21 protein-coding genes are annotated in these 21,750 nt (G+C 58.7%); 3 read left to right on the forward strand and 18 right to left on the reverse strand.

Annotated elements, in window-relative coordinates; genetic code table 11:
- Window positions 1-20: 20 nt before the first annotated feature.
- From gntU to gntR, 3 genes are all read right to left on the reverse strand, one after another.
- Window positions 21-1,361, reverse strand: a complete 1,341-nt coding sequence (gene gntU / locus AC6I79_RS18460) for a gluconate transporter (RefSeq protein WP_021507994.1) — start codon at window positions 1,359-1,361, stop codon at window positions 21-23.
- Between the two features lie 2 nt (window positions 1,362-1,363).
- Window positions 1,364-1,900 (reverse strand): gluconokinase, encoded by a 537-nt coding sequence (gene gntK / locus AC6I79_RS18465; protein ID WP_010615889.1) that lies wholly within the window; start codon window positions 1,898-1,900, stop codon window positions 1,364-1,366.
- A 141-nt stretch (window positions 1,901-2,041) separates the two neighbouring features.
- A complete protein-coding gene (gene gntR / locus AC6I79_RS18470; RefSeq protein WP_021507996.1) occupies window positions 2,042-3,037 on the reverse strand; it encodes a gluconate operon transcriptional repressor GntR in 996 nt (331 codons plus the stop codon).
- Window positions 3,038-3,384: 347 nt separating this feature from the next.
- Between gntR and AC6I79_RS18475 the strand changes: the two genes are divergently transcribed.
- Window positions 3,385-3,888, forward strand: a complete 504-nt coding sequence (locus AC6I79_RS18475) for a GNAT family N-acetyltransferase (RefSeq protein WP_159377390.1) — start codon at window positions 3,385-3,387, stop codon at window positions 3,886-3,888.
- Between the two features lie 57 nt (window positions 3,889-3,945).
- On the opposite strand, the gene ggt is transcribed toward AC6I79_RS18475, so the two are convergent.
- Window positions 3,946-5,697 (reverse strand): gamma-glutamyltransferase, encoded by a 1,752-nt coding sequence (gene ggt / locus AC6I79_RS18480; RefSeq protein WP_159377391.1) that lies wholly within the window; start codon window positions 5,695-5,697, stop codon window positions 3,946-3,948.
- 203 nt (window positions 5,698-5,900) lie between these two features.
- On the opposite strand from ggt, the gene AC6I79_RS18485 reads away from it, so the two are divergent.
- A complete protein-coding gene (locus AC6I79_RS18485; protein ID WP_498027463.1) occupies window positions 5,901-6,197 on the forward strand; it encodes a DUF2756 domain-containing protein in 297 nt (98 codons plus the stop codon).
- Here AC6I79_RS18485 and ugpQ read toward each other — a convergent pair.
- The 10 genes from ugpQ to AC6I79_RS18535 all read right to left on the reverse strand — a co-directional run bounded on the left by ugpQ (window position 6,194) and on the right by AC6I79_RS18535 (window position 16,400).
- A complete protein-coding gene (gene ugpQ, locus AC6I79_RS18490) occupies window positions 6,194-6,937 on the reverse strand; it encodes a glycerophosphodiester phosphodiesterase (protein ID WP_021508000.1) in 744 nt (247 codons plus the stop codon). The genes AC6I79_RS18485 and ugpQ overlap by 4 nt on opposite strands.
- On the reverse strand, window positions 6,934-8,007 hold the full coding sequence (locus tag AC6I79_RS18495) for a sn-glycerol-3-phosphate import ATP-binding protein UgpC (RefSeq protein ID WP_021508001.1): 1,074 nt from the start codon (window positions 8,005-8,007) through the stop codon (window positions 6,934-6,936). The genes ugpQ and AC6I79_RS18495 overlap by 4 nt, the downstream gene beginning before the upstream one ends.
- Complete coding sequence (gene ugpE, locus AC6I79_RS18500) at window positions 8,008-8,850, reverse strand: sn-glycerol-3-phosphate ABC transporter permease UgpE (protein ID WP_498027464.1); 843 nt, start codon at window positions 8,848-8,850, stop codon at window positions 8,008-8,010.
- Window positions 8,847-9,737 (reverse strand): sn-glycerol-3-phosphate ABC transporter permease UgpA, encoded by an 891-nt coding sequence (gene ugpA / locus AC6I79_RS18505; protein ID WP_058757578.1) that lies wholly within the window; start codon window positions 9,735-9,737, stop codon window positions 8,847-8,849. Before ugpA ends, ugpE begins: the two co-directional genes overlap by 4 nt.
- A gap of 60 nt (window positions 9,738-9,797) precedes the next feature.
- Window positions 9,798-11,114: a sn-glycerol-3-phosphate ABC transporter substrate-binding protein UgpB gene (gene ugpB / locus AC6I79_RS18510; protein ID WP_058757579.1), complete on the reverse strand. Its 1,317-nt coding sequence runs from the start codon at window positions 11,112-11,114 to the stop codon at window positions 9,798-9,800.
- A gap of 334 nt (window positions 11,115-11,448) precedes the next feature.
- Entirely contained in the window at window positions 11,449-12,162 is a 714-nt protein-coding gene (livF, locus tag AC6I79_RS18515; protein ID WP_010615896.1) for a high-affinity branched-chain amino acid ABC transporter ATP-binding protein LivF, read from the reverse strand.
- A 1-nt stretch (window position 12,163) separates the two neighbouring features.
- Window positions 12,164-12,931, reverse strand: a complete 768-nt coding sequence (gene livG / locus AC6I79_RS18520) for a high-affinity branched-chain amino acid ABC transporter ATP-binding protein LivG (protein ID WP_021508005.1) — start codon at window positions 12,929-12,931, stop codon at window positions 12,164-12,166.
- Window positions 12,928-14,199 (reverse strand): high-affinity branched-chain amino acid ABC transporter permease LivM, encoded by a 1,272-nt coding sequence (locus tag AC6I79_RS18525; RefSeq protein ID WP_498027465.1) that lies wholly within the window; start codon window positions 14,197-14,199, stop codon window positions 12,928-12,930. The genes livG and AC6I79_RS18525 overlap by 4 nt, the downstream gene beginning before the upstream one ends.
- Window positions 14,196-15,122: a high-affinity branched-chain amino acid ABC transporter permease LivH gene (gene livH, locus AC6I79_RS18530; protein ID WP_010615899.1), complete on the reverse strand. Its 927-nt coding sequence runs from the start codon at window positions 15,120-15,122 to the stop codon at window positions 14,196-14,198. Before livH ends, AC6I79_RS18525 begins: the two co-directional genes overlap by 4 nt.
- Window positions 15,123-15,272: 150 nt before the next feature.
- The gene (locus AC6I79_RS18535; RefSeq protein WP_021508007.1) at window positions 15,273-16,400 is read right to left on the reverse strand and encodes a branched-chain amino acid ABC transporter substrate-binding protein; all 1,128 of its coding nucleotides are present in this window, start codon (window positions 16,398-16,400) and stop codon (window positions 15,273-15,275) included.
- A gap of 403 nt (window positions 16,401-16,803) precedes the next feature.
- On the opposite strand from AC6I79_RS18535, the gene panM reads away from it, so the two are divergent.
- Complete coding sequence (gene panM / locus AC6I79_RS18540; protein ID WP_021508008.1) at window positions 16,804-17,190, forward strand: aspartate 1-decarboxylase autocleavage activator PanM; 387 nt, start codon at window positions 16,804-16,806, stop codon at window positions 17,188-17,190.
- 221 nt (window positions 17,191-17,411) lie between these two features.
- Here panM and rpoH read toward each other — a convergent pair whose 3' ends face one another.
- The 4 genes from rpoH to ftsY form a co-directional block, all read right to left on the reverse strand.
- Window positions 17,412-18,269 (reverse strand): RNA polymerase sigma factor RpoH, encoded by an 858-nt coding sequence (gene rpoH / locus AC6I79_RS18545; RefSeq protein ID WP_021508009.1) that lies wholly within the window; start codon window positions 18,267-18,269, stop codon window positions 17,412-17,414.
- Between the two features lie 240 nt (window positions 18,270-18,509).
- A complete protein-coding gene (gene ftsX, locus AC6I79_RS18550; RefSeq protein WP_058770000.1) occupies window positions 18,510-19,496 on the reverse strand; it encodes a permease-like cell division protein FtsX in 987 nt (328 codons plus the stop codon).
- Complete coding sequence (gene ftsE, locus AC6I79_RS18555) at window positions 19,486-20,154, reverse strand: cell division ATP-binding protein FtsE (protein ID WP_021508011.1); 669 nt, start codon at window positions 20,152-20,154, stop codon at window positions 19,486-19,488. The genes ftsX and ftsE overlap by 11 nt, the downstream gene beginning before the upstream one ends.
- Before the next feature lie 5 nt (window positions 20,155-20,159).
- Window positions 20,160-21,686, reverse strand: coding sequence for a signal recognition particle-docking protein FtsY (gene ftsY, locus AC6I79_RS18560; RefSeq protein WP_104187817.1), 1,527 nt, complete (start codon window positions 21,684-21,686; stop codon window positions 20,160-20,162).
- Window positions 21,687-21,750: the final 64 nt, after the last annotated feature.

Below are 21,750 nucleotides of genomic sequence, written 5' to 3' on the forward strand. Positions count from 1 at the left end.
ATTCATGCGCACCAGGCAATTTACGACAACAAACTAAACGCTATCATCCCGACGATAGCGCCGGTGGTGCCGAGAATCGTCTCCATCAGCGTCCAGGTCTTCAGCGTCTCGCCTTCGGTGGCACCGGTGAAGCGGCCGAACAGCCAGAAACCGGCATCGTTGACGTGGCTGATAATAATCGAGCCGCCGCCGATGCAGATCGACAGCGCCGCCAGCTGCGCACCGCTGTAATGCAACGGTTCAATCACCGGCATCACCAGCCCGACGGTGGTTAAACAGGCCACCGTGGCCGAGCCCTGAATCACCCGAATCGCGCCGGAGAGAATAAAACAGGCCAGCGCAATCGGCATGCCGGCACCGGTCAGCGCGTGGCCCAGCACCGGGCCAACGCCGGAATCCACCAGCACCTGCTTGAACACACCGCCCGCACCAATCACCAGCAGAATAATCCCCGCCGGCTGCAGCGCGCTGCCGCATACCTGCATCACCTTCTCTTTATCCATGCCCTGACGGTAAGCCAGGCCGTAAATCGCTACCAGCAGCGCCAGCAGGATGGCGGTAAACGGATGGCCGATAAACTCCAGCCACGCATACAGACGTGAATCCGGTGTGGTAAAGCGCGCGCCGATGGTTTTCAGCCCGACCAGCAGCAGCGGGAACAGAATCAGCGACAGGCTAAAGCCAAACGACGGCAGCTGGCCCTCGCTGACGTCCGGCTGATGATCTTCCGGCGGCGCGCTGAACGTCACATGGCGCGCAATCAGGTTGCCGAACAGCGGACCGGCAATCAGCATGCCGGGGATCGCGGCGCACAGCCCCAGCAGGATCATCCAGCCAAAGTCAGCGTGCATCTGCGCCGCCAGCAGCATTGGTGCCGGTCCGGGCAGCAAAAAGGCAGCCGCGGCGGCGACACCGGCAAACAGCGGGATCACCAGCTTGACCAGATTATCGTGGGTGCGGCGTGCCACAGCGAAGGCGATGCTGATCAACAACACCACGGCCACTTCAAAGAACAGCGGCAGCGCACAAATCAGCCCGGCAATGCCCATCGCATAGTGCGCGCGCCGCTCGCCAAAGGTTTTCAGCATACGAATGGCGATCTGATCGACCGCACCGGTTTCATGCAGAATTTTGCCGAACATGGCGCCCAGCGCCACCACAATGGCGAGAAAGCCGAGCGTGCCGCCCATGCCTTTTTGCATGGTCTCAGCAATTTTATCCAGCGGCATACCGGAGAACAGACCGGCACCCATCGACACTAACATCAGAGCGACAAAGGCGTGCATACGCGCTTTCATCACCAAAAACAGCAGCAGCAGGACAGAGCCTGCTGCGGTTAACACCAGCGTTGCGGTACTCATGACTAGCCCTTGTTGATTGCGCCCTCGATGGTCGCAACCGTGGCCGCAACTACCTCATCCAGTGAGTGATTGATATCGACAACCAGCACATCCGGCTCGTCGGCACCCGGTTCCTGCAGGGTTTCAAACTGTGTTACCAGCATCTGCGGTTTGAAGAAGTGGCCTTTGCGCGCCTTGAGACGAGACTCAATGGTGGCAAAATCGCCCTTCAGATAGATGAATTTCAGGTTGTGATTGCCCTGACGCAGGATGTCGCGATAGGACTTCTTCAGTGCCGAACAGACGATAATCGAGATCGCCTGGGTGCGCTGCATCGCGAACGCCGCATCATTCAGCGCCTGCAGCCACGGCTGGCGATCGTCGTCGTTCAGCGGATGGCCTTCCGCCATTTTGGTGATGTTGCTGCGCGGATGCAGGAAATCACCATCCAGAAACGCGGTGCTGAGCTGATGAGACACCTGATTGGCGACGGCAGACTTTCCGCTGCCGGAAACACCCATCAGGATAAAGACGTGGTGCGATGGAGATGGCGTGGTCATGGTTTTGCGCTCCGGCAGTTGGTGCTGCCAATGTTACCGATAACAATTTTGATTGCCATTGTCCGAGCGCGCTCAGACGCTGGCAACCCTTGTCAGGCGGAAAAGCACGAAAGTGTGAACTGACTCAAAAAATCGCCAAAATCAGATGCTGCCACCTTCGGCAATCTCAAAACCGACATCCAGCGGCGCGGTCACGCTGCGATCGCCGCCAATCCGCGCCAGCAGCATGGCGGCTGATTCACGCCCCATGCGTTCGCGTGGCGTCAGCACCGTAGCCAGCCGCGGATTGACCACCTGGGTAATGTCGTGGCCGTGAAAGCCGGCGATCGCCATCTGCTCCGGCACGCGCAACCCCTGGCGCTGGCATTCAAACATCGCGCCTACCGCCAGGTCATCATTGGTACAGAACAGGCTGTCAGTGTGCGGATAGCGCTTCTGCGCCTCGCGCAGCAGCTGGGCACCGGCGCTGAAGGAGGAGGCATCTTCCATCATGACGCTGTGTGGCGTCAGCCCGGCTTCGCGCATCGCCTGTTCGTAGCCCTGCTGCTTTTGCAGCGTACGCTCATCGAGGCGCGCGCCCAGATAGACGGTGTGACGATGGCCTTTCCTGAGGATAGCATGCGTCATCTGCCGCGCCGCCTCGACGTTGTCGAAGCCCACGGCCATATCAAGGCACGGCGTGACGCAATCCATCATTTCGATCACCGGAATGCCCGCCACTTCCAGCATGCGCAGCGTGCCCGGCGTGTGGGAACGTTCGGTAAGGATCACGCCATCAATGTTCCAGCCCAGCAGCGAACGCAGCTGCAGCTCCTCTTTGTGCGGGTTATAGCCGAAGTGCGCCACCAGCGTCTGATAGCCCGCTTCATCGGTCACGGTTTCAATGCCGCGCAGCACGTCGGCAAATACCTGGTTGGTGAGCGAGGGCAGCAACACGCCAATCGCGCGGCTGGTGGCGTTAGAGAGCATGTCGGGCGCACGGTTGGGGATATAGCCGAGTTCATCCAGCGCCACGGCGATTTTATCGCGCAGCGCGGCAGAGACCTGATCGGGGTTCCGCAGGTAGCGGCTGACGGTCATTTTTGTGATGCCGACGCGATCGGCAACATCCTGTAATACCGGTCTTTTCTTCTTCATCGTGTGCGCCTGAGGTCAGAGATACGCTGAGTTTATCATTTTTTTGTCATGTTATGCCGTTGCGGCCACGGAAGGAGAAGAGGGATAAAGTGCTGAGGACGGGGTTCGGCTGAGGCACAGGCAAAAAAAAAGCCAGCACCCGAGCTGGCTAAGAAACACTGGAAGCAATGTGAGCAATGTCGTGCTTACCCGGTTTGTCAGGAGACGCAGCCGGATTCGCGTTGACAATAATAATCATTATCATTCTCGTCTGTAAAGCCCTTTCCCGATTTTTTTACCGTTGACGTTGCGCGCGAATTCCCTGATGTTAAAGGGGATTTCACTATCTGAGTGCAAGGAGCTGCTTTATGAGTCAGGTTACTGTTCGTCACGCAACGCCCGAAGATGCCGCCGTTCTGACGCGTATCTATAGCCAGCCGGAAACCCAGGCGGGCACGCTGCATCTGCCGTATCAGTCACCGTCACTCTGGCAGGAGCGGCTCGCGAATCCCCGTCCCCATGTCACCATGCTGGTGGCCTGTATTGACGGGCTGGTTGTCGGTCAGCTGACGCTGGAGGTTATGGCGGTGGCACGCCGCCGTCACTGCGCCACTATCGGCATGGGCGTTGATCCGGCATTCCATCGGCGCGGCGTGGGTAAAGCGCTGATGGCGGCGATGGTGGATCTGTGTGACAACTGGCTGCAGGTCACGCGGATTGAACTGACAGTGTTTGCGGATAATTACCAGGCCATGGGTTTGTATCAGCAGTTTGGTTTTGAGATTGAAGGTACCGCCAGAGGTTTCGCGGTCCGCGACGGCCAGATGATCGATACGCACTACATGGCGCGTCTGAAAGGGAATGCGCGATGAATCGCGCCGCTACCGGCCGGTGCACGGTGAGGTAGCGGCGCAATTTATTGCGCGACGTTAATACCCGGCGCTCAAATCATCCACCGAGCGCGGGTCGGATGCGCCGTAGCGCATGCCGTCCGGGCCAATCATGATGCTCTGCGTGCTGCCCATCGCCGGCAGCACTTTGACATGCTGACCTTTTGCTTCCAGCAGACGCAGCGTATCCGGGCTGAAGCCCTTCTCGACGCGCAGCTGATCCGGCAGCCACTGATGATGGAAGCGCGGCGCATTGGTGGCTTCCGCCACGTTCATGCCGAAATCGATACTGTTCACCACCATTTGCAGCACGGTAGTGATAATCCGACTGCCGCCCGGGCTGCCGGTCACCAGCCAGGTTTTACCGTCTTTCGCCACAATGGTTGGCGACATCGATGACAGCGGACGTTTGGCCGGCTGAATCGCGTTCGCCTCACCGCCCACCAGGCCATAGACGTTTGGCGTGCCCGGCTTGGCGGAGAAATCATCCATTTCATTGTTCATCAGAATGCCGCTGTTACCGGCCACCACGCCGCTGCCAAAGTAGGTATTCAGCGTGTAGGTCACCGCCACCGCGTTGCCGTCTTTATCCACCACCGAGAAGTGAGTGGTTTGATTGCTCTCGTACGGTGCCAGCTTGCCGGGCTTGATGTCGGCTGAGGGGCGCGCCTTGTTGACATCAATCTGCTGGGCCAGCGTTTTGGCGTAGGCTTTGCTGGTCAGCGCCTGCTGCGGCACCTTAACGAAGTCGGGATCGCCGAGATACTCGGAGCGGTCGGCGTAGGCATATTTTTCCGCTTCGGCCATAACCTGCATCGCGTCCGCGCTGCCGAAGCCCCATTTCGCCAGGTCGAAGTTTTCCAGGATATTGAGGATCTGCACAATATGAATGCCGCCGGACGACGGTGGCGGCATTGAGAACACCTCGTAGCCACGGTAGCTGCCGCTTACCGGCTTGCGTTCCACTGCGCGGTAGGCCGCCAGATCCGCCTTGCCAATCAATCCGCCGTGCTGCGCCATTTCGGCAGCGATCTCATCGGCAATTTTGCCTTTGTAGAACGCATCCGGCCCCTGCTGGGCAATCAGCTGCAGGCTGTGCGCGAGGTTTTTCTGCACCAGGCGATCGCCCTTCTGGTAAGGCTGACCGTCGGCTTTGTAGAAAATGGCGCGACTGTTGTCGTGGTTGATCAGATTCTCTTTACCGTAGGTAGCGAGATCGTCAGCCAGCGCATCGTTAACGATGATGCCCTCGCGCGCCAGTTTGATCGCCGGCGCCAGCAGCGTGCTGAGCGGCAGCGTGCCGTACTTCTGCGCCGCCAGGGCAAAACCGGCTACGGTTCCCGGCGTGCCCGAAGCCAGATGAGAAGTGAGTGATAACTTACTATCCGCATTGCCCTGCTTATCCAGGAACATATCGCGCGAGGCACGCGCCGGCGCCATCTCGCGGAAATCAATGGCGGTGGTGCGGCCGGCAGCGGTGCGCAGCAGCATAAAGCCGCCACCGCCCAGGTTGCCCGCCTGCGGGTGAGTGACCGCCAGCGCAAAGCCCACCGCAATCGCTGCATCTACCGCGTTACCCCCCTGTTTGAGGATATCGACGCCCACCCGGGTTGCCATGGCGTCCACTGACGCAACCATCCCGTGCTGTGCTTTCACCGGGTGAAAGGTGTCGCTGTCGACGCCATATGACACCGGCGGTGCGCTGGCTGGCGCTGCCTGCGCCCCCTGCACCACGGTAAAACTCATTAACAGCGCCCAGCCGAACTGGCGCACACCGTTATGTATCCTCATCCCGCCACCATCCTTTCAGTTGTTTACATTTGTTATTGATTGCTGCAAGTGTTTGCAAATACTGTAAAAAAGATAGCAGTTAAGCCAAATTAGGTGCACTCCTGGTTTTGGGGTTTGTGATATCGCATAAACTTATGGTTGCGGCGGTTGCTGCCGGGTGGCGAGCAACCTCACACAGCAGGCCGCACTGATGGAGGAACACCATGAAAAAATGGCTGATTGTTATCGCGGTACTGATGCCGCTGAGTGGCATGGCGAACATGCTGAACAACACTAACCAACCGAATCAACCCGGCTATAACCCAAGCCAGCAGCGGATGCAGACGCGCATGCAGGTCCAGCAGCAGCAACAGCAGCAGCAGTTGCGTCAGGATCAGCAGCAGCAAAATCAGGAGATGCAGCGTAAGCTGCAGGAGCGGCGCGATAGCGCCCGGCAGCGCGTGATTCAGTCGCAGCCGGGCCAGCAGAACAGCAATGCGCAGACGCAGTACGGCAATTAACGGAAGTCCGGGCCGATAGCATCAATGCGATCGGTACAGATGGCATCCACGCCCCAGCTCAGCAGCTCGCGCGCCCGCGCGGGCTGATTCACGGTATACACCAGAATACGCAGACCGGCGGCTTTAAGCGCGGCGGTGCGTCCGGCGTCCAGCAAGCGATGATTTAAATGGATTGAGACACAGTCGAGCGCGGCGGTCAGCGCCTGCCAGTCGTCGTGCCACTCATCCAGCAGCAGGCCGCGCGGCAGCTCCGGCGCAGCCTGCATCGCCGCTTCCAGCGCCGCGTACGAGAACGAGGAGAGCAGCGGTGCCGTTTGTCCCTGCCACAGCGTACGCGCGGCCAGCGCCACATCACGTCCGGTTTCCACCTCGGTACCGCTGCTGGGTTTAATCTCAATGTTGGCCATCATCTGATGCTGGCGGCAGCGCGCGGCCACCTCGCTCAGCAATGCCAGCGGTTCACCGTCAAATTCACGGCTAAACCAGCTGCCGGCATCCAGCTGCGCCAGCTGCTGCCACGGCAGATCGCCCGCCACGCCCCAGCCGTTGCTGGTGCGGTCCAGCGTGTCATCGTGCAGCAGGAAAATCTGCTTATCCTGTGACAGTTTGGCGTCGAATTCGATCATGGTATGACCGTAGTGCGCGCCGACATCAATCGCCGCCAGGGTGTTTTCCGGGGCCAGCTTGCCGCCGCCGCGATGCGCAACAATGTGCGGATAGGGCCAGTTTTTTACACTCATTCCAGACGCTTTCCATGGGTAGAATCGAAGAAGTGTAACGCATCTGGCGGCAGTTGTAGCCACAGGCTGCTGCCAGCCTGCGGCCGCTCGCTGTGCGGCAAACGCACCACCAGCCGCGTATTGCCAATGTGGCCATGCGCAAGATTGTCCGCGCCGAGGATCTCCAGCGTATCCACCACCAGCGGCACACCGCCGGCCTCACGGCTGCTGAGCTGAATATGCTCGGGACGAATGCCGAGCGTCAGCGGACGGTTGGCCCATCGCGCTTTGCCGGCGCCGAGCGGCAGGCTGTTGAGCGCGTCGAGCGTAAAGCGCGAGCCATCGCTATTGATCTGACCGGGTAGCAGGTTCATCGCCGGCGCGCCGATGAACGACGCAACAAACTGACTGGCCGGACGCTCATACACCTCCACCGGCGTGCCCACCTGCTCCACCACGCCTTTATTCATCACCATCACGCGCTGCGCCAGCGTCATGGCTTCAACCTGATCGTGCGTGACGTACAGGCTGGTGGTTTTCAGCCGGCGGTGCAGTTGCTGCAGCTCCAGACGCATCTGCACGCGCAGGCGCGCATCCAGGTTCGACAGCGGTTCATCAAACAGAAACACCGCCGGTTCCCGCACGATGGCGCGGCCCATGGCCACGCGCTGACGCTGGCCGCCGGAGAGCTCGCGCGGACGGCGCTGCAACAGGTGATCAAGCTCCAGACTGCGCGCCGCATCCATCACCCGCTGGGTAATCTGTTCCTTGCCCATGCCGCGGATCTTCAGGCCGTAAGCCATGTTCTCTCCCACCGTCATGTGCGGGTAGAGCGCGTAATTCTGGAATACCATGGCGATGCCGCGATCTTTCGGCTCCATGTCGGTGACGCGCCGATCATCGATGTAGATATCGCCCGACGTGACGCGCTCCAGCCCGGCCACCATGCGCAGCAGCGTCGATTTCCCGCAGCCGGACGGGCCGACCATCACCATAAATTCACCGTCATTGATGGTGATGTTCAGCGGCTGAATGATTTGGTTTTTGCCGTCATACGATTTCGTAACGGTCTGAAGGGTTACCGCTGCCATCTATTTCTCACTCTCCACCAGGCCACGCACAAAAGCGCGGTGCATCACAAGCACCACCACCACCGGTGGGATCAGGGTTAATAACATCGCCGCCATCACTTCGTTCCACTGCGTCGGACCGCCGCTGGTGTTGATCATACTTTTCACCCCCGCCACGGCAGTGCTCAGGCCGGCATCGTTGATGATCAGCAGCGGCCACAGATACTGGTTCCAGCCGTAAATAAAGGTGATGACAAACAGCGCGGCGAGATTGGTTTTTGACAGCGGCAGCACGATATCCCAGAAAAAACGCATCGGACTGGCGCCGTCAATGCGCGCCGCTTCAATCAGTTCATCCGGCAGCGACATAAAAAACTGGCGGAACAGGAACGTGGCGGTCGCGGAGGCCATCAGCGGCAATGTCAGACCGCTGTAACTGTCCAGCATGTGCAGCGTGGAGATCACCTCCACCGTCGGGAAAATACGCACTTCTACCGGCAGCATCAGGGTGATAAAAATCAGCCAGAAAAACAGCGTGCGCAGCGGAAAGCGAAACCACACCAGCGCAAACGCCGAGAGCATCGACACCGTGATTTTGCCCACGGTGATGCCCAGCGCCATGATCAGGCTGTTCAGCATCATCAGGCCAAACGCCGCGCTGCCGTTGACGCCATCGCGCCAGATGTGGGTGATGTTGTCGATGAGATGCGGGCCGGGCACCAGCGTCATCGGCACCTGATACACCGCGTTGTTATCCAGCGTCGCGGCGACAAACGCCACGTACAGCGGGAACAGAATGGTCAGCACCCCCAGCGCCAGCAGCGTGTGGGCGAAGATATCCAGCCCGCGTCGGTTTTCAATCATTGGTATTGCACCTTACGCTCGACAAAGCGGAATTGCAGAATGGTCAGGCCGATAACCAGCAGCATCAGCACCACCGACTGCGCGGCGGACGACGAGAGATCGAGTCCGGTGAAGCCTTCGCGGTAGATTTTGTAGATCAGAGTGGTGGTGGCCTGTACCGGCCCGCCACCGGTGGCGGCATCAATCACCGGGAAGGTGTCGAAAAAGGCGTAAACCAGATTCACCACCAGCAGGAAAAAGCTGACCGGCGTAATCAGCGGCAGCGACAGATGAAAGAAACGGCGCACCGGTCCGGCACCGTCAATCGCCGCGGCTTCCACCAGCGATTTAGGAATGGACTGCAGCGCGGCAAAGAAAAACAGGAAGTTGTAGCTCATTTGCTGCCAGATCGACGCTAATACAATCAGGAACATCGCCTGACCGCTGTTCTGCGCATAGTTCCAGTTGTAGCCAAACTGGTTCAGCAGATGGCTGAACAGCCCCAGCCCCGGATTGAACAGGAACATCCACAGTACTGCCGCAACCACCGGCGCTACCGCATAGGGCAGCAGCAGCAGCGTCTGATAGAGCTTTTTCAGCCGGATAACGTAATCCACCAGCGCCGCCAGCAGCAGCGAGAATGTCATGCCGCATACCGTCACCAGCGCGCTAAACACGAGGGTGGTCCAGAACGAATCAAGGTAGTAGTCGTCACTGAACAGGCGGCGGAAGTTATCAAGGCCAACAAAGGTGCTGGAGATGCCAAACGGATCGATGCTTTGCAGCGAGTACCACAGCGCCTCTCCGGCGGGCCAGAGAAAAAAGATCGCGGTGATCGCCAGCTGCGGGGCCACCAGCAGATACGGCAACAAACGGGCGCGGAAAACCGGACGTGATGATGAGGACATAGCAGGCTCGTCAGAAAGAGACAGCGGGACGGACTTACTGTCCATCCCGCCATTACGGAGTTACTTCACTTGCTGTTCAAAGCGACGCAGCAGTTCGTTGCCGCGTTTCACCGCGTTGTCCAGCGCTGCCTGTGGCGACTGTTTGCCGGTCCACACGCCTTCCAGCTCTTCGTCGACAATGGTACGAATCTGCGGCATGTTGCCCAGACGCATCCCTTTGGTGAACGGCAGCGGATCTTTATTCAGCATCTGCCGCGTGGCGATGTCCGCGCCCGGGTTTTTGTCATAGAAGCCCTGCTGTTTGGTCAGCTCATAAGCCGCGGTGGTGATCGGCAGATAACCGGTTTTCTGGTGCCATTCTGCCGCGATATCCGGCTGGGCGAGGAACTTCATGAACTCAGCCGCGCCTTTGTAAGTCGCGGCATCTTTGCCTTTCATCACCCACAGGCTGGCGCCACCGATAATGGCGTTCTGCGGTGCGTTCGGCACGGTGTCATCGTACGGCATCATGCCCACGCCAAAGTTGAATTTGGCGTAATGCTTAATGTCGGCCAGCGAACCGGATGAGGCGGTGGTGATACCGCAGTCGCCGTTGTAGAACTTGGACGTCGACTCATCTTTACGGCCAAAGTAGGTGAAATCACCTTTCTTATTCATCTCTTCCAGCAGCTGGATGTGGCGCACCTGCACGGGTTTGTTGAACTCCAGCACCGCGTCGGTACCGTCAAAGCCGTTGTTTTTGGTGGCAACCGGCAGGCCATGCCAGGCGCTGAAGTTTTCGATCTGAATCCAGCCCTGCCAGCCGCTGGCATAGCCGCAGCTCATGCCGGCTTTACGCAGCGCGGCGGCATCCTGCGCCAGCGCCTGCCAGGTTTTCGGTGGCTGATCCGGGTTAAGACCGGCTTTTTTGAACGCGTCTTTGTTGTAGTACAGCACCGGCGTGGAACTGTTGAACGGCTGCGAGATCAGCTGGCCGTTGCTGTCGCTGTAGTAACCGGCAACCGCAGGGACAAACTGTTTCGGGTCCATCGGCACGCCGGCGTCTTTAAACACTTCATGCACCGGCACGATGGCTTTAGAGGCCATCATGGTGGCGGTGCCCACTTCGTAAACCTGCAGAATGGCCGGTGCCTTACCGCTGCGCACCGCAGCGATACCCGCGGCCAGGCTCTGCTCGTAGTTGCCTTTGTAGGTCGGAACGATTTTGTAATCCGGGTGAGCCTGGTTAAAACGCTGTGCCAGAGAATCGACTTCTTTGCCTAACTCGCCTTCCATGGAGTGCCAGAAAGGGATTTCGGTAGCAGCCAGCGCATTACCGCTGATCGCCAGACCGAGCAGCAGACTCATCAGGCGGGGACGAAGCGTAAAAGCGGACATAAGGGTTTCCTGTGCTTGTGGCGCGCGCGATATCACGCATTTTTTGTTCGCGAAGTAACATGACACGAGGAAATGACGGAAAAATAACAGGATTATGACGGGAATATGACGGGGTTAGTGCGCGCTGATGCCCTCACCCCGGCCCTCTCCCACGGGGAGAGGGGGATAAAAGGCGGTGCGCTGATGCCTTCTTCTGCAGGGCGAGAGAAGTCCGGGAGGATGCCAGGATAGCAACCTGGTCTGAAAAACGCTGCCGTACGGTTCCCTCTCCCGCGTGCGGGAGAGGGTTAGGGTGAGGGCAAATCACCGCACCAACGTCATGACCAAAGCCAGGTCAGGCGCCTAAATACGCGCTTCGCACCGCTTCATTGGATAACAACGCTTCACCGCTATCCTCCAGCACCACGTGACCGTTCTCCAGCACGTAACCACGATCGGCCAGCTTCAGTGCCTGGTTGGCGTTCTGCTCGACGAGGAAGATGGTCATGCCCTCTTTACGTAGCTGTTCGATGGTGTCGAAAATCTGCTGGATAATGATCGGCGCCAGACCCAGCGACGGCTCGTCCAGCAGCAACAGGCGCGGCTGGCTCATGAGCGCGCGGCCAATCGCCAGCATCTGCTGCTCACCGCCGGACATGGTGCCGGCGCGCTGCACTTTGCGCTCCGCCAGCCGGGGGAACAGCTGATAAACGCGCTCAATGCGCTCCTGATACTGCTGACGCGTCGCGAAAAAGCCGCCCATCGCCAGGTTCTCTTCCACCGTCATGCGCGAAAACACGCGCCGGCCTTCCGGTACGATGGCAATCGCTTCACGCATGATTTTTGCCGTCTGCCAGTCGGTAATGGTTTTGCCATCAAAGGTGATGGTGCCGCTGGTGGCGCGCGGTTCGCCACACAGCGTCCCGAGCAGCGTGGTTTTACCCGCGCCGTTAGCGCCAATCAGCGTCACGATTTCGCCCTGGCTGATGTGCAGATTAATGTTATGCAGTGCCTGGATCGGGCCATAGTGCGCACTGACGCCCTGTAAAGTTAAAATCGGGTTCGCCATGTTACGCCTCACCTAAATAAGCACGGATCACATCCGGGTTGTTACGCACTTCTTCCGGCGTACCGTTGGCCAGCGGCGTTCCCTGATTCACCACATAAATGCGGTCAGAAATGCCCATCACCAGTTTCATATCGTGTTCAATCAGCAACACTGTCACCTTGTGTTCGCCGCGCAGTTCAGCGATCAGCTCATCCAGCTCGTGCGTTTCGCGCGGATTGAGGCCGGCCGCCGGTTCGTCGAGCATCAGGATTTCCGGACGCGTCACCATGCAGCGGGCGATCTCCAGCCGGCGCTGCTGGCCGTAAGCCAGATTGCCGGCCTGGCGGTTAGCCAGCTCCAGCAGGCCAATGCGCTCCAGCCAGCTGGCCGCGCGGTCCAGCGCTTCGCTCTCGCCGCGCCGGAACGCCGGGGTTTTAAACAGCCCGGAGAACACGCCGCTTTTCAGATGCTGATGCTGCGCCACCAGCAGGTTTTCAATCACCGTCATCTCACGGAACAGGCGCACGTGCTGGAAAGTTCGCACCACGCCCATGCGCGCAATCTTCTGCCCCGGCAGGCCCTGCAATGGCTGATCGCGCAGTTTGATGGTGCCGCCCGTTGGCTTATAGAAACCGGTCAGGCAGTTGAATACCGTGGTTTTCCCCGCCCCGTTCGGGCCAATCAGCGAGACGATCTCCTGCGGATGCAGTTCCAGCGCCACGTTGTTGACGGCCAGCAGGCCGCCGAAGCGCATCATCAGGCCTTCAACGGCTAATAAAGGCTGACTCATGCCTGCTCTCCTTGTTTTGCCTGTTTCAGCTTCAGGTGCGGACGCTTCATCGGCAGCAGCCCCTGCGGACGCCAGATCATCATCAGCACCATCAACCCACCGAGCACCAGCATGCTGTACTCGTTCAAATCACGCATCAGCTCGCGCGACACCACCAGCAGAATCGCGGCCAGGATCACCGCCAGCTGCGAACCCATGCCGCCCAGCACCACAATCGCCAGCACAAACGCGGACTCGACAAAGGTAAAAGATTCCGGGCTGACAAAGCCCTGACGCGCGGCAAACAGCGTACCGGCGAAACCGGCGAACACCGCGCTGATGGTAAAGGCCGTCAGCTTGATGCGCGTTGGGCTGAGACCGAGCGAACGGCAGGCGATCTCATCTTCACGCAGCGCTTCCCACGCACGCCCCAGCGGCATGCGCAGCAGACGATTGATGACGAACAGCGTCAGCACCACCAGCAGCAGCGCCACCAGATAAAGGAAAATCACGCGGTGATTGGGATCGTACGCCAGGCCTGTCAGATCGTGGAAGGTGGTCCAGCCGCCTTCACTGACGCGCCGGCCAAATTCAATACCAAACAGGCTCGGCTTGGGAATCTGCGCGATTCCATTGGGACCGCCAGTGATTGATGTGCTGTTCAGCAGCAGAATACGCACGATCTCACCAAAGCCGAGCGTCACAATCGCCAGATAGTCACCGCGCAGCCGCAGCACCGGGAAGCCCAGCAGCAGGCCAAAGGCACCGGCAACAATGCCGGCCAGCGGCAGGCTCTCCCAGAAGCCAAAACCGTAATAGTGATTCAGCAGCGCAAAGGTGTAAGCACCGATGGCGTAAAAGCCGCCGTAGCCCAGCACCAGCAGGCCGGACAGGCCCACTACCACATTCAGGCCGAGGCCGAGCATCACGTAGATCAGCGTCAGGGTGGCGATATCCACGCTGCCGCGCGACACGAAGAAGGGCCAGGCGACGGCGGCAATAATCACCAGCAGCATCAGCAGCTTTTGTTTTGGTGTCGAACCGTCAAAACCCGGCAGCACCAGCCCTTTGCCACTGCGTTTGAGCTTGCCCTGCAGCAGCGGACGCAGCAGCTGGAACACAAACACCACTGCGCAGCCGAGGAAGATCCAGTTCCAGCGCACGGTGCCCGCATTCGCCACTACCAGTTTGGTACCGTCGAGATCGAGGCGCATACCCATAAAGAAGCTGGCGAGCACCAGCAGCATCACCGTGGAGACCACGGCGTTAACCAGACCGAGGCGTTTCATACTTTCTCCACCTCCGGACGGCCCAGGATACCGGTTGGCATCACCAGCAGCACCACGATCAGCAGCGCGAATGACACCACGTCTTTATATTCGGTCGACAGATAGGCTGACGTCAGCGCTTCCGCAATGCCCAGCACCAGGCCGCCAATCATCGCGCCCGGAATGCTGCCGATGCCGCCCAGTACCGCCGCGGTAAAGGCTTTCATACCAGCCATAAAGCCGATGAACGGGTTAATGGAGCCGTAAAACTGCCCCAGCAGCACGCCAGCCACGGCCGCCATCGCTGCGCCGATCACAAAGGTCAGTGAGATCACGCGGTCGGTGTTGATGCCCAGCAGGCTGGCCATTTTCAGATCTTCAGCGCAGGCGCGGCAGGCGCGGCCCATGCGCGAATAACGAATGAACAGCGTCAGCGCCAGCATCGCGAGGAAGGTGACGACCCAGATAACCAGCTGCATGGTGGTGAGCGTGGCGGCAAAGCCGTTGCTCTCACCCAGCGTCCACTGGCCGGTGATCAGGCTGGGCAGCGCCAGATCGCGCGAGCCCTGCGTCAGGCTGACGTAGTTCTGCAGAAAGATCGACATACCAATCGCCGAGATCAGCGCGATCAGGCGTTTGGAGGAGCGCACCGGCTTATACGCCACGCGCTCAATGCTCCAGCCGTAGGCGCTGGAGATAATCACCGCCATCACGAACCCGGCGGCAATCATCAGCCACGAGGTGTCGATACCCATCATCATCAGGGCGGCAATCACGATAAAGGAGACATAGCTGCCGATCATGTACACCTCGCCGTGGGCGAAGTTGATCATGCCGATGATGCCGTAAACCATGGTGTAACCGATGGCGATCAGCGCGTAGGTGCTCCCGAGTGTGACCCCGTTGAACATCTGCTGAATGAAATAGAGAAACTGCTCGGACATAGTGAGGACCTGCATGTAAACGGGAAATCCCCGGTGCGTTCGGCACCGGGTTAGGGTGAGAGCACCGCGTCGCAGCGCCTCATTCAGCGCGTGCGCGCGGTGCCGCACCCTGCCCTCGCCCATCAGGAGAGGGACAATTCAGGAGCGTGCTTACTTAACTGCGGTAGAAGAACCGTCTTTGTGCCATTTGAAGACGCCAAATTCGAAGCCCTTCAGATCGCCCTTCTGGTCCCAGCTCAGGTTACCCATCACGGTGGGCACCGGCGCACCCTCTTTCAGGTTTTTAGCAATCGCATCAGGCTCATCGCTTTTGCTGCGCTCAATGCCCGCCACCAATGACTGAATAGCCGCATAGGTGGTCCAGACGAACGGGCCGGTTGGATCTTTGCGGTTTGATGCGCTGTTAGCTTTGATCGCGTCCACAATCGCTTTGTTGTCTGGCAGCTGGTCGTAGCGCTTCGGCAGCGTCACGTACAGGCCTTCAGACGCATCACCCGCGATGTTAGACAGGGAAGCGTTGCCGACACCTTCTGGTCCCATAAAGCCGGCTTTCAGACCGGCGGTTTTGGCCTGACGCAGAATCTGGCCCAGCTCCGGGTAGTAACCGCCGTAGTAAACGAAGTCGACGTTCTCTTTCTTCAGGCGCGCAATCAGCGTGGAGAAGTCTTTATCGCCCGCGGTGATCCCTTCGAACAGCACCACGTTGCCGCCTTTCGCCTTCAGGGTTTTCTGCACGGATTCCGCCAGGCCCTGACCGTACTGCTGCTTGTCATGCACCACGGCAATACGTTTTGGTTTGATCTGATCGAGGATGTAGTTGGCAGCGGTCGGGCCCTGATCGGAATCCAGACCGGTGGTACGCATCACGTCGGCATAGCCGCGCGCGGTCAGTTCAGGCGCGGTCGCCGCCGGGGTGATCATCAGAATGCCTTCATCATTATAAATGTCTGATGCTGGCTGAGTGGAGGAGGAGCACAGGTGGCCGATAACGTATTTGATGCCGTCATTGACCACTTTGTTGGCCACCGCAACCGCCTGTTTCGGGTCACAGGCGTCGTCATATTCTACGCCGACCAGCTTGTCACCGTTTACGCCGCCTTTGGCGTTGATGTCCTTGATCGCCTGGGCCGCACCGGTGAACTGCATGTCACCGTACTGCGCCACCGGGCCGGTTGCCGCACCGACAATCGCAATTTTGATGTCTTTCGCCAGTACCGCATGGCTCATCGCCAGCGCTACGCAACCCGCCAGTAATGCGCGTCCTTTACTCATTTTCATGCGAACTTCCCCATCTGTTGTGTCGTGTCTGTTGTGATTGGTTATTTATCTGCCAGTCAAAGAGCAAAACTGATTTGAGAATAATGAGTTAGCGCTCTTTTCTGGCATTTTTTGTTAAGAAGGCTTTATTTTTCAGGTTATTAAACAGGAACTTTCTTCTGTAAATCAACTGACATATTCAGTAAAAGCTGACAGGAACAGCAGATTACTCTGGTTTTTATGGCCGGTTTTTCACCACCAGGCCAGCGCGTTATGCTGGCTTTTTCAGCGATCGATGCTGGCTTACTCCACAATCCTGGCAAAGTGGCTGGCATTTGACCTCTTTTCATCGCAAAAAAGTGACAGCGCTCTGACTGTCTAAATTCGCTACACTAAGGCCTTTCTGCCAGTACAGGTAAGGGTTATGAAGCTCACTATTCAGCGCATCAGCACGCTGACGCCGCAGGATCGACTGGACTTAGCCAAAGTCTGGCCGCAGCAGGATATCGCGCAGCTGGAAGCCAGCCTCAGTGAAGCGCAGCGGCTGTATGCAGCGCGCTTTAACGATCGCCTGCTTGGGGCGCTGCGGCTGGAGATTCGCGGTACGCTGGGCAAGATTACGCAGCTGGAAGTGCGTGAAGTCACGCGGCGGCGCGGCGTAGGGCAATATCTGCTGGAAGAGACGATAGCGCAGAACAGCGCGCTGGATCACTGGTGGGTTGCCGATGACGGCGAAGACGATCAGCGCGTACGCGCGGCGTTTATGCAGGCGTGTGGTTTCCGCGCGCAGAGCGACGGGTGGGTGCGTTAAGCGGCGATTTTACGCCGTGCAGAGCGGTGCGCATGAATGCGCAGGACGAGTGTACAGATTGCGTGGGATCGTGATTAACGATGCCTATGCATGCGTGTCCTGTAGGGTCGCCATTCATGGCGACCGTGCTGTAATCCGCACAGGTCATAAGTCATCGCCGGTTATTACGCGCATAAAAAAGGGCGACCCGCTGGTCGCCCCATTTATCTGTCAGCCGTTAATCAGGCTTCAATCGCCATACGCAGTTTCTTCATGGCGTTCTTTTCCAGCTGACGCACGCGCTCGGCAGACACACCGTACTGGTCGGCCAGCTCCTGCAGCGTGGTTTTGTTGTCATCATCCAGCCAGCGGGCGCGGATAATGTGCTGGCTACGCTCATCGAGACTCAGCATTGCATCGCTCAGCTTGTCAGCGGCGTGCGCATCCCAGTTGTCCTCTTCGATGCCGTCGGCAAAGTCAGAGGTTTTATCCTGCAGATACAGCACCGGTGCCATCGGCTTGCCTTCGCCCGCATCGTCATCAGACGACATATCGAAGGTCATATCCTGGGCCGCCATGCGCGACTCCATTTCCAGCACGTCTTTGCTGCTGACACCCAGCTCGCGCGCCACCATTTCGACTTCATCCTGATTGAACCAGCCGAGACGCTGCTTGGTTTTACGCAGGTTAAAGAACAGTTTGCGCTGTGCTTTGGTGGTGGCAACTTTCACGATACGCCAGTTACGCAGCACGTACTCGTGAATCTCCGCTTTGATCCAGTGCACGGCAAACGACACCAGACGCACCCCGACTTCCGGGTTGAAGCGACGCACCGCCTTCATCAGGCCGATGTTACCTTCCTGGATCAGGTCCGCCTGCGGCAGGCCGTAACCGGAATAGTTACGAGCGATATGAACAACAAAGCGCAGGTGAGACAGGATCAGCGTCTTAGCTGCATCCAGATCGCCCTGGTAATGCAGCCGCTCAGCCAGTGCTTTTTCCTCTTCTGCCGTTAATACCGGCCAGTTGTTAGCAGCCCGGACGTAAGATTCCAGGTTGCCCAGAGGAGCAATCGCTAAAGTTTGCATTTCTTTGGTCATTCAAACCCTCACAAATTCAATGGACTTGCTGCTCGTTTCCCTGCGCAGCCGTTACATTATGTCAACGACGCGTGAAAACCAAAAGCAATCTGTGCTACTTGGACGTCAAAGTTATCCACAAGTTCAATTATAGCAGTGAATATTTTACACACAGATGACGGCGGGGGAAATCGGAGAAATCCTCTGCTCCCAGGTCGTCGGCAGCAGAGGAAGAGTATATCAAAAAATCGTTGCTATGGGTTACTGCGGCGTAAAACGACGTAAATGTTGCACCGTTGCCAGCCAGGCGGCAATCCAGCCGATGATGGCCGCGATTAACAGCAGCAGCAGACCTTCATCCCATGAAAAGCCCTCCAGTGCGAAGCTGGTGCCGAAGACGGAGGCGACCTGCGCCACCACCGACTGCAGGCGCAGCACCAGCACTTCCGACAGAATCAGCGACAGCACCGCACCGCTGAAACCGAGCAGCGCGCCGCCGTAAAGGAAGGGCCGCAGAATAAAGCCATCGGTCGCGCCAATCAGCTTCTGCACGTTGATGGTGTCGCGCCGGGCAAAAATGCTCAGGCGTACGCTGTTGCCAATCACCAGGAACACCGCTACCACCATCAGCAGGCCGATCATTGACGCCACCTGCCCCACCAGCCCGGTGAGCGCGGCTAAACGCGCAAACCAGCTGTCATCCATGCGCACCTCATCCACGCCCTGCACTTTCGCCACGCGATCGCGCAGATTGGCCATGGTATCGGAGTTCTGGAAGTTCAGCTTCGGCGTGATGATCGCCACCGCCGGCAGCGGGTTCTGCTCCAGCATATCCATCGCACCACCAAAGCCGGACCAGTTGCGGAACTCGCTTTGCGCCTCTTCACGCGTCAGGTAGTTCACCTTGTCCACGCCATCAAGCTTTTTCAGCTCGGCGGTCACGTTCTCTGCCGCCGTGTCATCCAGCGCTTTGTCGAGGTAAACCGTCAGTTGCGGCGCCGGGTACCACTGCGCGGCGGCCTGGCTGACGTTTTTCCACACCATGTAGCACACGCTGGGCAGCGTCAGCGAAATCGCGATCACCATTACCGTCAGCAGCGTCGCCAGCGGCTGACGATACATGTCGGACAGCGTACCGCGCCACGCGTAGCGCCACTGCTCCTGCCAGCCGCCCTTCAGCGCTTTGCTCTTTGACGGCTGCTTCGCCGCTTTCGGCGCAGCCGGACGCTTGTTACGTTTATTGACCATCGTGGCCTCCGTGCAGACGTCCCTGATTAAGCGTCATCACGCGATAATTGCGGCGTGCGATCAGCCCGATGTCGTGCGTCGCCATCAGTACCGTAACGCCCACGCGGTTGAACTCTTCAAACAGGCGCAAAATATCTTCCGACAGCGCGTTATCGAGGTTACCGGTCGGTTCATCCGCCAGTAGCACGGCCGGTTTATTCACTACCGCGCGGGCAATGCCGACGCGCTGCTGTTCACCGCCAGAGAGCTGAATCGGATAACTTTTTGCTTTGTCGAGCAGGCCGACTTTGTCCAGCGCCGCCGACACGCGACGGCGAATATCCTCGCCGCTGGCCCCGGAAATAATCAGCGGAATCGCCACGTTGTCGTAGACCGAACGATCCATCAGCAAATGGTGATCCTGGAAAATCATGCCGATCTGGCGGCGCAGGAAAGGCACTTCGCTGTGACGCAGCCGGGAAATATCGTGACCGCTGAACCAGATTTGCCCGGCGCTCGGGCGCTCAATGCCACAAATCAGCTTCAGTAAGGTACTTTTCCCCGCGCCTGAGTGGCCGGTCAGAAACGCCATCTCACCGGGACGCAAATGGAAATCCACGCCCTGCAGCGCCTGGCGTCCTCCCAGATAAGCCTTACTGACCTCTTCAAAGCGAATCATGCCAATTATTCCTCTCGGGCAAACAGTGCCTCAATAAAGTCGGCGGCCTTAAACGGCCGTAAATCTTCGATGCCTTCCCCGACACCGATATAACGAATCGGAATGCCAAACTGATCGGCCACCGAGAAGATCACGCCACCTTTTGCGGTGCCGTCGAGCTTGGTCAGGGTGATACCGGTCAGGCCGACCGCTTCGTGGAACAGCTTCGCCTGGCTGATGGCGTTCTGGCCGGTGCTGGCGTCAATCGTCAGCATCACCTCATGCGGTGCCTCTTCGTCCAGCTTCTTCATCACGCGGGTGATTTTTTTCAGCTCTTCCATCAGGTGCGCTTTGTTCTGCAGGCGGCCGGCGGTATCGGCGATCAGCACGTCAACGTGGCGCGATTTCGCCGCCTGGATGGCGTCAAAAATGACCGACGCAGAATCCGCGCCCGTATGCTGCGCGACCACCGGAATATTGTTGCGCTGGCCCCAGACCTGCAGCTGCTCTACCGCCGCCGCGCGGAAGGTGTCACCCGCCGCCAGCATGACGGACTTGCCCTGCGCCTGATACTGACGCGCCAGCTTACCGATGGTGGTGGTTTTACCCACGCCGTTAACGCCGACCATCAGGATAACGAACGGCGTTTTGCCCGCCACGTCCAGCGGAGCATCGACCTTTTCCAGAATGCCGGCCATTTCAGCCTTCAGCAGGCCATACAGCGCTTCGGCATCGCGCAGCTGCTTACGGCTGGCCTGTTGCGTCAGGCTGGTGATGATGCGGCGCGTGGTTTCCACGCCGACATCGGCAATCAGCAGCTGCTCTTCCAGCTCTTCAAACAGCTCGTCATCGATTTTTTTGCCGCGGAACAGGCTGATAAAGCCGGATCCGAGATTTTCACGCGTTTTGACCAGGCTGCGTTTCAGGCGGGCAAAGAAGCCCTCTTTGGTGGGGCGCTCCTGCTCCTGGGCCACGATCGGCGCGGCCGCCAGCGGCAGATCGCTCACGGTGTCTGTCGCCACGCGCTCTTCAGCCGCGTCTTCGGCGTAGGTTTCCGCTAACGCCAGCGCTTCCAGTTCTTCATCGCTCAGCGGTGCGTCTGCGTCCTCTGCGTCCTCTGCGTCCTCTGGCTGAGGCTCCCCAGATAAAACCGGTGCTTCAATAATCAGTTCTTCAGCCTGCGGCTCCTCTTCAACCGGCATCAGCTCCGGCTGCGGATGATCTTCCGGCAGTACCTCTTCTTCAATCGCGCTGACGGCAGCGATTTCTGCGTCATCAGCGTTAGCGTCGGATTCGGCTGCGGTTTCTGCTTCCGCGACGGGATGCGTTTCAGCGTCGGCGTGAACCGGCGATTCGGCCTGCTGTTCTGCCACCTGTTCAGTGACGATCACGGTTTCGGCGGCCTGCGCTTCGGCGCTTGCTAACGCGCTCTCTTCAGCGGCGGGTGCCGGTTGATCGGTCGGCTGCTGCTGCGCCTGCTCTTCCGCTGGCTGCTGCTCTTCTTTGCCAAAGCCCAGCCAGGAAAAAAAGCCGCGTTTTTTCTCTTTTGCCATTGTGTGACCACACTCCTCGATGGCTTATTCCCGGTAGCACGCTGTTCCCAGGGGATAAAAAATT

The organism is gamma proteobacterium symbiont of Scutellera amethystina (genome assembly GCF_059730845.1).